This is a genomic window from Collinsella sp. wc0583, from assembly GCF_046116915.1.
Classification (GTDB): domain Bacteria; phylum Actinomycetota; class Coriobacteriia; order Coriobacteriales; family Coriobacteriaceae; genus Collinsella.
Genome location: NZ_JBJXBN010000005.1, coordinates 178,406 through 190,474, shown reverse-complemented (window position 1 = coordinate 190,474; position 12,069 = coordinate 178,406). Strand labels below are relative to the sequence as shown.

The following is a 12,069-nucleotide window of genomic DNA, read 5'->3' as shown; positions in this document are numbered from 1 at the left end:
GGTGTGAAATTTACAACTTAGGCGTTGATGCTGTTCACGAGCTTGGCAAGACCGGACTTGCGGTTGGAAGCCTGGTTCTTGTGGATAACATGCTTGGCGGCAGCCATGTCGAGACGCTTGGTGACGGTCTTGAGGGCAGCCTGGGCCTTCTCGGCGTCGCCCTCGGCGACGGCGGACTGGACGTGCTTGGTCAGCGTCTTGAGCTCGGACTTGACAGCCTTGTTACGCATGCGAGCTGCCTCATTGGTGCGGATACGCTTCTTCTGAGACTTGATGTTTGCCACTTCTGGAGTTCCTTTCGAGTTCCTTGCAAAAAATGTATGACACCTCTGAGACACGGTGAGGTCATGCAAGCGCCTACTATAGCACGCTCCCCCTCAAAGGGATAGAACGAATTTGTCAAATAGGCAGGTATCATCACGATTTTCTCAAGATGTTCGTAATCCAGAGCAAAAGCGCGGTCTCCGAATCGGCAGAACCCTTCAGTGCGAGCTCCACATCGACCGCGCCCTCGAGCGCAGCGACAAGCTCCGCCATCGAAAAGCGGCGTGCCCAGGTCAGGTGATTTTTGACCTGCCAGGCCTGAAGCTTGAGTGTCGCGGCGAGCTCACGCCCCTGCCCACGAGAGTCGAGCGCCTTGGCGACGATCAACTCGCGGATGCGACCGCATAGCAGCGTGTAGGTCCACACATAGCTCTTGGCGGGCAGCAGCCCAAAGAGCTCAAGCGAGCGGCGCATATCGCGGGCCGACACTGTGTTGAGAAAGTCCCAGGGCTGAACTTCGGCCGTGCGCACGATCCAGCGCTCCACATCGGCAAGCTCAATTTGCGGCGCCTCGACCATCTGGGCAAGCTTGGCCAAGTCGTTATCGAGCATGCGGGTGTTCTCACCCGAGCGCGAAACGAGCTCCTCGGCAGCAGCCGTCGAGATGGACTTACCGCGCTGCGTCGCCATCTGCTGAACGCGGCGCGGCAGTTCCCAGCGCTTGGTACCCGAACAATCGACGACAGCCTTCTTGTCGATCTTGGCGATTGCCTTATACAGGCGCGTATTCTTGGCAAGTGAGTCGGCAATAATGAGACAGACCGTCGTGGGGCTGGGACTTGCGAGGTACTCGACAAGCGGCTCGGAAATCGCTTTGGCGAGTTTTGAGCAGCCGTCAAGGATTACCAGGCGAAACTCGCTGCCCATGGGAAAGGTGTTGAGCGATCCGATAATCGACTCGATATCGGGGTCTTTGGTCATATCGCGCTCGTCGAGGTTGAACTCGACCATGCCCGTCTTTTCCAGACGCGCCTTCATACGCGAGACGGCGTGGTCGCGTTTGACTCCGTCGGTACCGACAATCAGATATGCCGGCAGCAGACCGGTTTCGGACATCGCGCTCCCCTCCCGCAGGCTCTCGTGTTCGTACCGTGCCATTCTAGCCCACGGGCTTATCCCGCGCCAACGGCAGCATCACGGTCGCTGGCATCGCATGGCAAATCCGGTTACGGTCGGCGAGACGGTGATGTCTCCTTGTTCGATGGTGCATGCGAACGCGCCGCCCGCATCGCGAACGGCATCGATGCAGGCATCGGATGGATGGCCGTAGCGGTTGCCCTCGCCCGCACTCGCGATAGAGAGCTCGGGCTTAAGCGTTTCCAGCAGGTCTGTGTCGACGGAAACTTTTGAGCCGTGATGCCCCAGCTTGAGCACATCGATATCGCCCACCTCCTGTACAAACTCGCGCTCCTGATCGAGCTCGGCATCACCAGTGAGGAGCATACGCAGGCTCTTACCTTCCTGAGCATAGGAGAGCAGCAAGACAAGCGAGTCCTCATTGCCCTCACCATCCACCGTGTCAAACGGCCACATCACACGAGCCCGAAATGCGCCGATATCGACCGCGTCTCCGCGGGCTACCTGCCGATACGTTACGCCGGGGCGATTCAGGACCTCAACAGGCGCGCCGTCCAGTGCATCGGCCGCGACCGCAATGGTTCCAACCGAAAACTGATCGAGTACGTCGGGAAGACCACCCCAATGATCTTCATCCCAATGCGTCACGAAGACGGCATCGATATGGTGAACGTTATTGCGAACCAACGCCGACACCACGCGCTCATCGAGCCCACAGTCGACAAGCGCCACGGCGCTACCCTGACGAACCAGAATCGCATCGGCTTGGCCGACATCGAGGACTGTTACCGAAGGCGGCGCACATCGATCCCAATAGACATACGGAACAGCCGCCGCAAGCATCAAACACAGCAGCCCCACTGCCATGGGCCGCGCGCGGGGACGTGGCCACCAGACCAAGAGGACCGCCAGCGCAAACGGCACCACGTATATCAAGGGCGCATCGGGCGGCACGCTTACGGATGCGCCCGGAACGGCAGCAAAGAGCTGCTCAAAGAACAGGGCGCAGCGAGCGACAATCATGGGCCCCACGAGCGCCCCGTGACGCAACAGCGGCACAAGCGAGCAGGGCACCAGCACAACCGATATAGCAAGCAGTACGCTTATCACCGGACCGATCACGGCATTTGCAAGCGGGGCAATGAGCGAAAACGTCCCGAATGCGGGAATGGTTACAGGAAGTGTCGCGAGTTGTGAGCACATCGTGACGGACAAAATACCGGCAACCTCCGATGGCACGCTCAGCTCGCACAAGGCGTAGGTAGCGTAGGGGCAAAAACAAAGGATGGCAAAAACACTGGCGCACGATAGTTGAAAACCCATCTCGAACAATACCGTCGGGCGCAGCAACACAAAGATTGCCATGGTGACAAACAGAGCCGAGAGGCCATGCCGACGACGTCCGGCGCCGTTGGCGACAAGCGTCGCCGCCACCATACAGCACGCGCGCACGGCCGAGGGCGAGGCGCCCGTAAAGACGGCATAGGCAGCAAGGGCCAGCACCAACAGTCCCCGCTGCAGCCCACGAGAGAGGCGTGTCTTTTGCAGGGCGCTCTCAATCACAAACCCCACGATGGCAAGATGGCTGCCCGAGACGGCGATGAGATGTGCGGTGCCCGTTACCGAAAACCAATCGCCCGCCGGCTGGGCGCGCAGCTCGGACGAGCGTCCACAGACAACGCCGGCAATGAGCGAGCGCGCTGGATCGGTCGCGGGCGCGATAACGGCAAGGAGCTCGCTTCGAAGCCAAGACAACGGGCCTGGAGGGCCCTCGTCGATCGATACCAACCGGACGACTTTAACCTTTCGAAGCTCGCCCCGAAGCACGCGTGAGCGCCCATACGCATCATTCTCAAAGCGCGAAATTCGACCGATAGCACGTACATGCGAACCGGCGCCAAGCTCACGATCACACGACAGCCGTACCTGACCCAAACGCTTTTCGCCCGCATACGCATCACAGGTATAGGAGTACGCACCGTCATTGATGGACGGGTCGCCACACACAACAAACTCGAGACTGCTCGCAGCCCGATTATCCAACGCCCTCGAAGCGCGCAGCGCCCCTATCGCCCAACCCGCGGACACTACGGCTCCCGCCACGAGGCCGAGGGCCGCGGCATACAGCCATCGCCTCCACCGCACAAGGCGCATGCAGGACCGAGCCAATACGATGCACCCTGCTGCCGCAACGGGAATGGCCATAAGCAATGTGACGGGCGCCGCCCGCTCTCCCAGCAGCGCATCGGCCGCCATGTTAAGCACTAACCCACAGCTCGCACACAAGCCGGCACAACGGGCTATCGTCCACGGCATCAATGGGCGCGGTGGCATCACATGCTCGCGCTCGGTCGCACTCATACGCAGATGCAATCTTTAATTTTGGCGAGTTTCTTCTCACCGATCCCCGATACGCGCATAAGGTCATCGACCGAGGCAAAGGCCCCGTTTTGCGTCCGTTCGTCGATAATTGACTGGGCCATAGAAGGCCCGATGCCCGAAAGCGTCTGCAGCTCCGCCGCACTTGCCGTATTGATATTCACAAGTCCCGACGAAGACCCTGTACCAGGGGTCGTGGAAGCACTGCTTTCGGCGGCGCCGACGGCCGCAGCCGTTTGTTGCTCCCCTACCGTCGGCACATAGATCTTTTGACCATCGGTGATCTTGGACGCACGGTTAAGAACCGTCACATCCGCCTCGGCCGTAAGCCCTCCGGCGGCATCAATCGCCTGGGACACCCGTGCTCCATCTTTAAGCCGGTACACGCCAGGCTTCACAACGGCGCCATCAACATCGACGTACACCTCGGCAGCAGAGGAGCTCTTGGCAGACGGCTCATCGGCATCGTCAGGAGAGGCATCCCCGGCCCCGCGCACATCCGAGGCGCTCGCCTCATCACTACGCTCAAACGATACGTCGCTGGAGTGACCACCAAAACCTGCCATCGCCAAGCCGCTCGCGGCGGCAATGACAACCAGGATCGCCACGACCATCGCCTTATGGCCGAGCAGCTTTTCTGCCCAGCGGTCCATCCGTTTAACCCGTTCGTGTTGCTCGCGCTGCGCCATAGCAAACACCTCCCAACACCATCGTGTCAGGAAACGAACGCCGCAGCCTCCGCACGCCCACACCGGTTTTCGCGGTCAAACCAAAAGCTGACCAAAACCTTGCGGAAAAGTGTCCATTTATTCAGGCACACGTCGACAAATGAACCGTTTATCGCCTAATGCCCAGATAGAAAAAGACCGACGATGCAAAATCACCGCCGGTCTATACACAACATTATTCGTGATCTTGGTAAATCTCACGTGGAGCGAGCTCGGAATGTTTGCGTTTTAAGGTCTTAGGGGCCTTATACGTGTTGCTCTCGAAGTCGATATACTCGGTCTGCTTGAGCAAGCGCTCAATCATCTCCTCGTGATCGAACAGCTCCCACGCCTCATGCACGGCATCGAGTTTGGCGTGCGTCTCGGGGCGGCGCGGCATAAAGAGCGTGCAGCAATCGGGAGCAGCTTCGGTCGAGATATCGAAGGTACCGATTTCCTCGGCACGCGCGATGATCTCCTGCTTGTCCGAACCAATCAGCGGGCGGAACACGGGGATCTTGACGGCCTCGTTGACGGCCATGATGTTCTCGAGCGTCTGGGAAGCAACCTGACCGAGCGATTCACCGGTCACAATAGCCTTGGCGCCCTCGATATGCGCAATGCGCTCGGCAACCGAATACATAATGCGACGGTACATGATCACGCGCAGGTTGCTGGGGCAGGTCACCGAGATCTCACGCTGACAATCGCCAAACGGCACCACGTACAGGCGGCCGATCTGGACACCCGGCTCAAGCGCACGGATGATGTCCTGCACCAAATACTCGCTCGTGTCGGGCGTCTGCGGACGACCGGAGAAATGTACCGGCACGCACACCGCGCCGCGACGCGCGAGCATCCAGGTCGCTACCGGAGAATCGATACCCGACGACAGTAGCGTCACGACCTTGCCGGCAGATCCCACCGGCAGACCGCCCACGCCGCGCTCGGAGCGCGCGTACACATAAACGCTACCCTGGACCACAAGCACGTGCACCATTGCGTCGGGGTCGTGCATCTGGACCTTTTTATCGGGAAACGCCTCGCACAACACCTCTCCCACCTGACGATTGATATCAATCGAGGTGAGCTCGTAGTCGGTGTTCGAGCGCTTGGCATGCACCTTAAACGACTCAAAGGGACCAAACTCGCGCAGCGCCTTCACGGCGGCGGCGCAGTACTCCTGCGGGTCGCGGTTCGTGTGATATGCCAGGGACACGCGAGCAACGCCGGGGACGGTGCGAATGACGCGCGCCGCCTCGTCGGCCTGATGCTCGTTAAAGGTCACGAGGATATAACCGGAAATTCGAGACACGGCATTCACGGAAAAGGCGGCCAAGGCCGCCTTGATGTTATCCATGAGGATATGCTCAAAATGTGCGCGGTTCTTGCCCTTTAGTCCAACCTCGTGATAGTGGACCAGGCAGACGCGGGCTGCCATTTAGGCTTCAGCAACCTTATGGCCGAGTGCCTTCTCGTAACGGGCCTCGTCGTAGGAGATGTCGCCGTCGACAATCTCGTCCATAGCCATCGAGATGGTATCGGCGCCGGAAAGCGCAATGGTGATGTCATCGACATCCTGGACGGCGAGCACGCGGTTGTGCTGGCCACGCAACATGCTGTTAATGTCGCAGGCGCGCTTGGAGGCAAGCGAGGCGAGCAGGAAGCGGTTGTGATCGGTCTTCTCCAGAAGATCGTCAATGCAAGGCTTTACAACGGACACGGACCTCAGATCCTTTCATGCATATCGAGAACGCGAACGAGCTCATCGGTCGCGCGGTCGAGATCGTCATTCACCACGACGTCGTCGTAGCGGTCGGCAAGGGCAAGTTCATCGGCGGCGTTTGCCATACGCAGCTCAATCGTATCGGGCGTCTCGGTACCGCGACCGACCAGACGCTCGCGGAGCACCTCGAGCGAAGGCGGCTTGATAAAGATCAACACGGCCTCGGGGAAACGCTCCTTGACCTGCAGGGCTCCCTGGACATCGATCTCCAAGATCAGAGACGAGCCAGAGGCGAGCTTGGATGTGACCTCGCTCACCAAGGTGCCGTAGCAGTTACCGTGGACCTCGGCCCACTCAACAAACTCACCGTTTGCCACGCGGCGGTCGAACTCCTCGCGCGTCAGGAAAAAGTAGTTGACGCCGTCGACCTCACCTTTGCGTGGTGCTCGCGTGGTAGCCGAAACCGTCAGGCCCAGGTTCGAGCGACGCTCGCGCACACGAGTGACGAGCGTGCCCTTGCCTGCACCTGACGGTCCAGAAATCACAAAGAGCTTTGAATCCTGAGCGCTCACTTATTTGGTCAGCTGCTCGAGGAGCTGCTCGCGCTGACGGACACCGAGGCCCTGGACGCGACGGGTAGCGGAGATGCCGAGCTCCTCCATGATCTTGGCGGCCTTGGCCTTGCCATAACCGGGCAGGGACTCGATGAGGGTGGAAACCTTCATGCGGGAAGCGATGGGGTCATCGGAGTTAAGCACGGACTCGAGGGACTTCTCGCCCTTCTTGATCTGCTCGCGAAGCTCAGCGCGGGCGTGACGTGCGGCGGCAGCCTTCTCAAGAGCCTGCTTGCGCTGCTCGTCGGTAAGCTGAGGGAGTGCCATTCGAACCTCCAAATAGTTGGGTTATATCTGATGCAATAATTAGCATTTTAGCACGTCAAACGCACTAAATGCCCAATCGACGGCTCCATAGATTAGACGATACCTGCGAAAAGTGCAATATACGGAGGTTAAAGTTGAGCCCCTGACCTGCGATTCCACACAAAGGATGGGAAAGTTTTCGCAGGCACAGGGGCTAATTTGTGCTAATGAGACCCAAAAGTGGTGACTTGAGGGAATCTTTTAGGCGACGTTTTCGACCAGCTCGGCAACGATAGCGTCAAAGGCGGCAACCGGGTCGTCGGCACCGGTGATGGGTCGGCCCACCACGATATGGCTCGCGCCGCGCTCGATAGCCTGAGAAGGCGTCGCCACACGGGACTGGTCACCAAGGGCGGCACCCACCGGACGAACGCCCGGAGTCACGATCAACGCGTCGGGGCCGAGCAGCTCGCGCATGTCATGGGCCTCCATCGGCGAGCACACGATGCCGTCGATACCGTTGGCCTGGGCAAGCTTTGCCAGGCGGGCGGCCTCCTCGGCCACGGGTGACTCGACGCCAATCTCGGCCAGCGAATCCTGGTTCATGCTCGTGAGCACGGTGATGGCGACGAGCTTGGCGCGGTCCTCGCGCGCCTCCTCGGCACCCTCACGGCACGCAGCGAGCATAGCACCAGAACCCAGGCCGTGGACCGAGAGCAGGTCGGCACCGGCAAGCGAGGCCGAACGGGCGGCACCGCGCACCTGATGCGGAATGTCATGGAACTTGAGGTCGAGGAAGACCTTAAAGCCCAGGTCCTTGAACGTCTTGACGATCTCGGGCCCCTCGGCGTAATAGAGCGTCATGCCCACCTTGAGCCAAGCGGCATGACCAGAAAGCTCGTGGGCGAGCTCGAGCGCACGCTCACGGTCGCAGTCGAGGGCGACGATAACGCGGTCGCGGGCGTCGGTCTCTAGCATTCGAAAGCACCTACCAGCTCGTTGATGTCCTTCACGCCCTGGGACTCCGCCCAAGCCTCGAGCTCGTGCGCAATCTTAATCGAGGCGCACGGATCGACAAAGTTGGCCATACCGACCGACACGCAGGTGGCGCCAGCCAGGATAAACTCGGCCGCATCTTCGCCCGTCATGACGCCGCCGACACCGTTGATGGGGATATCGACGGCCTGAGCGACCTCCCAGACCATGCGCACGGCGATGTGGTGGCACAGCGGGCCCGAAAGGCCGCCCTTGGGCTTGGCCACACGGGACTTGCGGGTATGAACATCGATGGCCATGCCCTGGATGGAGTTAATGACCGAAAGGCCGTCGGCGCCGGCGGCCTCGAGAGCCTTGGCAATCTCGGCGACGTTGACCGGCGCCATCTTTACGAACAGCGGCTTATCGGTCACCTTACGGCAGGCAGCCATAACGGCAGAGGCGCCCTCGGGCGAGGAGCCCATGGCGGCACCGCCGGCGGCAATATTGGGGCAGCTCACGTTGATCTCGTAGCCGGCAGCCCAGGGGCACAGCTCGACATACATCTCAAGCGCGCGGACAAACTCCTCGACGGAATGACCGGCGACCTGACAAATGACCTGGCAGCCATCCTTGGAAAGCTGTTCGAGCCACGGGCCGGACTCACGGGCAAAGGCGGCCACACCGGGGTTCTGAAGGCCCACGGAGTTGATCATGCCGCCCGGGATCTCGGCCATGCGAGGCGCGGGGTTGCCGGGCCAGGGCTCGGCAGCACAACCCTTGGTGGTGATGGCACCCAGCTGGGAAACATCAAAGAAGTTCTGGAACTGCCAACCGTAGCCAAAGGTACCGGCTGCGGTGTTGATGGGGTTTTGCATCTTGACGCCGCCGAAATCGACGGCCATGTTCACGGTACCCACTAGAAGACCACCACCTTGGAAGCATCGAACACGGGGCCGCACATGCAGGCGCCCTTCATACCGTCGACCGTCTCGACATTGCAGGTGTTGCAGGCACCAAAGCCACAGCTCATCATGCGCTCGAGCGAAACCTCGCAGTACGCACCGGCCTCGGCGGCAGCGACGGCGACCTTCTTCATCATGACGGCGGGGCCGCAGCTGGCGACGTAGTCGTAGCCGCGCTCGCCAAGCAGCTCGGCGGCAGGATCGGTGCAGAAACCGTGCATGCCGAGCGAACCGTCGTCGGTGCACACGTTAACCGTATCGCACAGCGAGCGGAACTCATCGACGCCCACGGCCTTGGACGCGGTACCAAAGCCCAGGCACACGTCGACGGCCACACCCTGCTCGGCAAGCTTACCGGCAAGGCACAGCACGGGCGGAACACCGATGCCGCCGGCGACAAGCAATGCCTTCCTGGTGCCCTCGGGTACCAGCCAGCCGCGGCCGCCAGGGCCCAGCAGGTTGGACTTGGAACCGGGGCCCATCTGCGACAGGCGACGGGTGTCGTCGCCCACGACGGCGTACCACAGCTCGACGGTGCCGGCCTGGGCGTCGGCGCGATAGTAGCTCAGGGGCACGCGAAGCAGCGAGGACGCATCGCCGGGTACGGCAATGTTCACAAACTGACCGGGCTTGAGCGCACTTGCAAGCTTGGGGGCCGAGATGACGAGCGAGAAGATGCCGTCGGCGATCTCCCGGTTCGAGACGACCTCGAAGTCGTGCATGCGTGCAGTGGAAGGTGTGGGCATAGACGCTCCAATCCCCCATGCGGTTGCATGGTCCAAACGAACAGAAAGCGCGGCACCGCAAGGGCGCCGCGCACAAAAGCGATAAGGCTATGCTAGCAGATGCAGCCGTCGGCAAGCGTCTGTTTACCGCCGACAAACACATCGGTGGCTCGACCGGTGAGCGTACGGCCGGCAAAACCGGAGTTCTCGGCGCGCGACTCGTAACCGTCCTCGCCGACCGTCCAGGTTACGGAGGGATCGAACACGGTCAGGTCGGCAACGGAGCCCGCCTTGACCTGAACCTGGTCGAGGCCCAGGATCTCACGCGGTTTGATGGCCATGAGCTCGACCATGCGGCCCATGCTCATCTTGCCCGTGTTGACCAGCTCGGTGAGCACGAGCGACAGCGAGGTCTCGAGGCCGATCATGCCAAAGGGTGCGAGCTCGAACTCGCGGGCCTTCTCCCACGGGGTGTGCGGAGCGTGATCGGTAACGATCACGTCGACGGTACCGTCGATGACGCCCTGACGGATGGCCTCGGCGTCCTCGTCGGTGCGCAGCGGCGGATTGACCTTGAGCGAGGTGTTGTAGGTCTCGTCCAAGTCGTTCTCGGTCAGGAACATGTGGTGCGGGGTGGCCTCGCAGGTTACCTGGACACCGGCGGCCTTACCGGCACGCACGAGCTCGAGGCCGTGAGCGGTGGAGATGTGCTGGATGTGCAGCTTGGCACCGGTCAGCTTGGCAATCTCGATGTCGCGGGCGATCTGAAGCTCCTCGCCGGCGGCCGGCCAGCCCTCGAGGGCCAGACGGGTCGAGACCTTGCCCTCGTTGATCTGGCCATGGCCGACCAGGTCCTCGTCCTGGCAGTGGCTCATAAAGACCTTGCCGAACATCTTGCCGTAGTCCATGCAGCGACGGAGCATGCCCGCGCCCTGCACGCCGCGACCGTCGTCGGTAAAGGCGACGGCGCCGTGGGCGACCATATCGCCCATCTCGGACATGGCCTCGCCCTTAAGGCCGCGGGTCATGGCGCCCGACGGATAGACGCGGCAGTGACCGACCTCGGCAGCGCGGGACTTGACGAACTCCACGACGGTGCCGTTATCGGTGACGGGATCGGTGTTGGGCATGGCGCACACGCCGGTGAAGCCGCCCTTGGCAGCTGCGCGGGTGCCGCTCTCGATGTCCTCTTTGACCTCATAGCCGGGCTCGCGAAGGTGAACGTGCATATCAACCAGGCCGGGGACGAGGTACTTGCCGGAAAGGTCGCGGACCTCGGCTCCCTCGACGGCGAGATTCTCGCCGACCTCGACGATCTTGTCGCCGTCAATCAGGACGTCAACGACACCGTCAAGCTCGACGGACGGGTCGACGACGTGGGCATTCTTAAGAAGCAAGGCCATTATCGGCACCTCCAAGCAGCAGATACAGGATAGCCATACGCACGCAGATACCGGCGTAGACCTGCTCCAGGATGACGGAGCGTTGCGGGTGGTCGGCCATATAAGAGTCGAACTCGACGCCGCGGTTGATGGGGCCCGGGTGGCAGATGATCGCATCGGGCTTCATGAGCTTCTCGCGGTCCTTGGTCAGGCCGAAGAGCTTGTGGTACTCGCGAATGGTCGGGAACGGGGCACCTTCGAGGCGCTCCTGCTGCACGCGCAGCATGTAGACGACGTCCAGCTCGGGCAGGACGGAATCGAGGTCGCTCGTCACGTGGTCGCAGCCCAGGACCTCGGGCGCCGGCGGCAGCAGCGTGCCGGGGGCGACGGCGTAGGTCTCGCAGCCCATGATCTTAAGGGCGGGGATCAGCGAGCCGCACACGCGGGAGTGGGCGATATCGCCGACGACAGCGACCTTCAGACCGTGGAAGTCGCCCTTGTGCTCCCAGATGGTGTACAGGTCGAGCAGGGCTTGCGTGGGATGGTTGTGCTTGCCATCACCGGCGCAGATGACGCTTGCGGGCGAGTTCTGCGTGACGATGTAGGGGGCGCCGGCGTGCTTATCGCGCACGACGATGCAGTCGATCTTATAGGCGTTGAGGGTCTCGACGGTGTCAACGAGGCTCTCGCCCTTGACCGTGGAGGTCGAGGAGCCACCAAAGTTGAGGCTGTCGGCCGAAAGACGCTTCTCGGCGAGTTCGAAAGAGCTGCGGGTACGCGTCGAGGGCTCGTTGAACATATTGACGATGGTCTTACCCTTGAGCGTGGGGACCTTCTTGATCGCACGCTCGTTGACCTCGGAGAACGCCTTGGCGGTCTCGAGGATGAGCTTGATGTCCTCTTCGGAGTACTCGGTAATGTCGATCAGGTGCTTATGGTTGAACGCCAC

Annotated in this window: 13 protein-coding genes; all 13 read right to left on the bottom strand. The window is 61.3% G+C overall.

Going from position 1 to position 12,069, the window contains the following annotated elements; translation table 11 throughout:
• Positions 1-17: 17 nt before the first annotated feature.
• The gene (rpsT, locus tag ACKUUJ_RS06050; RefSeq protein ID WP_022094714.1) at positions 18-284 is read right to left on the bottom strand and encodes a 30S ribosomal protein S20; all 267 of its coding nucleotides are present in this window, start codon (positions 282-284) and stop codon (positions 18-20) included.
• A 133-nt stretch (positions 285-417) separates the two neighbouring features.
• Positions 418-1,380 (bottom strand): DNA polymerase III subunit delta, encoded by a 963-nt coding sequence (holA, locus tag ACKUUJ_RS06045; RefSeq protein WP_409064994.1) that lies wholly within the window; start codon positions 1,378-1,380, stop codon positions 418-420.
• 78 nt (positions 1,381-1,458) lie between these two features.
• Positions 1,459-3,489, bottom strand: a complete 2,031-nt coding sequence (locus ACKUUJ_RS06040) for a DNA internalization-related competence protein ComEC/Rec2 (protein WP_409064993.1) — start codon at positions 3,487-3,489, stop codon at positions 1,459-1,461.
• Between the two features lie 269 nt (positions 3,490-3,758).
• Positions 3,759-4,469 carry a helix-hairpin-helix domain-containing protein gene (locus tag ACKUUJ_RS06035; RefSeq protein ID WP_329738166.1) on the bottom strand — a complete coding sequence of 237 codons (711 nt, stop codon included), beginning with the start codon at positions 4,467-4,469 and terminating at the stop codon, positions 3,759-3,761.
• 214 nt (positions 4,470-4,683) lie between these two features.
• A complete protein-coding gene (gene thiI, locus ACKUUJ_RS06030) occupies positions 4,684-5,928 on the bottom strand; it encodes a tRNA uracil 4-sulfurtransferase ThiI (protein ID WP_118079857.1) in 1,245 nt (414 codons plus the stop codon).
• Positions 5,929-6,210 (bottom strand): DNA-directed RNA polymerase subunit omega, encoded by a 282-nt coding sequence (locus ACKUUJ_RS06025; RefSeq protein ID WP_055250050.1) that lies wholly within the window; start codon positions 6,208-6,210, stop codon positions 5,929-5,931. It lies immediately after the preceding gene.
• Between the two features lie 5 nt (positions 6,211-6,215).
• Positions 6,216-6,785, bottom strand: a complete 570-nt coding sequence (gene gmk / locus ACKUUJ_RS06020) for a guanylate kinase (RefSeq protein ID WP_409064992.1) — start codon at positions 6,783-6,785, stop codon at positions 6,216-6,218.
• Entirely contained in the window at positions 6,786-7,094 is a 309-nt protein-coding gene (gene mihF / locus ACKUUJ_RS06015) for an integration host factor, actinobacterial type (protein WP_006236130.1), read from the bottom strand.
• A gap of 240 nt (positions 7,095-7,334) precedes the next feature.
• Positions 7,335-8,051, bottom strand: a complete 717-nt coding sequence (pyrF, locus tag ACKUUJ_RS06010) for an orotidine-5'-phosphate decarboxylase (RefSeq protein WP_195233596.1) — start codon at positions 8,049-8,051, stop codon at positions 7,335-7,337.
• Positions 8,045-8,953 carry a dihydroorotate dehydrogenase gene (locus ACKUUJ_RS06005; RefSeq protein ID WP_349125312.1) on the bottom strand — a complete coding sequence of 303 codons (909 nt, stop codon included), beginning with the start codon at positions 8,951-8,953 and terminating at the stop codon, positions 8,045-8,047. The genes pyrF and ACKUUJ_RS06005 overlap by 7 nt, the downstream gene beginning before the upstream one ends.
• A 14-nt stretch (positions 8,954-8,967) precedes the next feature.
• Positions 8,968-9,735, bottom strand: a complete 768-nt coding sequence (locus ACKUUJ_RS06000) for a dihydroorotate dehydrogenase electron transfer subunit (protein WP_409065029.1) — start codon at positions 9,733-9,735, stop codon at positions 8,968-8,970.
• 116 nt (positions 9,736-9,851) lie between these two features.
• On the bottom strand, positions 9,852-11,141 hold the full coding sequence (locus ACKUUJ_RS05995; RefSeq protein WP_409064991.1) for a dihydroorotase: 1,290 nt from the start codon (positions 11,139-11,141) through the stop codon (positions 9,852-9,854).
• Positions 11,125-12,069: an aspartate carbamoyltransferase catalytic subunit gene (locus tag ACKUUJ_RS05990; protein ID WP_035138537.1), complete on the bottom strand. Its 945-nt coding sequence runs from the start codon at positions 12,067-12,069 to the stop codon at positions 11,125-11,127. Before ACKUUJ_RS05990 ends, ACKUUJ_RS05995 begins: the two co-directional genes overlap by 17 nt.

Excerpts from the sequence above, each read along its gene's own strand:
- ACKUUJ_RS05995 (WP_409064991.1), bottom strand. The coding sequence starts at position 11,141 with ATGGCCTTGCTTCTTAAGAATGCCCACGTCGTCGACCCGTCCGTCGAG.
- thiI (WP_118079857.1), bottom strand. The coding sequence starts at position 5,928 with ATGGCAGCCCGCGTCTGCCTGGTCCACTATCACGAGGTTGGACTAAAG.
- holA (WP_409064994.1), bottom strand. The coding sequence starts at position 1,380 with ATGTCCGAAACCGGTCTGCTGCCGGCATATCTGATTGTCGGTACCGAC.
- pyrF (WP_195233596.1), bottom strand. The coding sequence starts at position 8,051 with ATGCTAGAGACCGACGCCCGCGACCGCGTTATCGTCGCCCTCGACTGC.
- ACKUUJ_RS06005 (WP_349125312.1), bottom strand. The coding sequence starts at position 8,953 with ATGGCCGTCGATTTCGGCGGCGTCAAGATGCAAAACCCCATCAACACC.
- ACKUUJ_RS06035 (WP_329738166.1), bottom strand. The coding sequence starts at position 4,469 with ATGGCGCAGCGCGAGCAACACGAACGGGTTAAACGGATGGACCGCTGG.
- mihF (WP_006236130.1), bottom strand. The coding sequence starts at position 7,094 with ATGGCACTCCCTCAGCTTACCGACGAGCAGCGCAAGCAGGCTCTTGAG.
- ACKUUJ_RS06000 (WP_409065029.1), bottom strand. The coding sequence starts at position 9,735 with ATGCACGACTTCGAGGTCGTCTCGAACCGGGAGATCGCCGACGGCATC.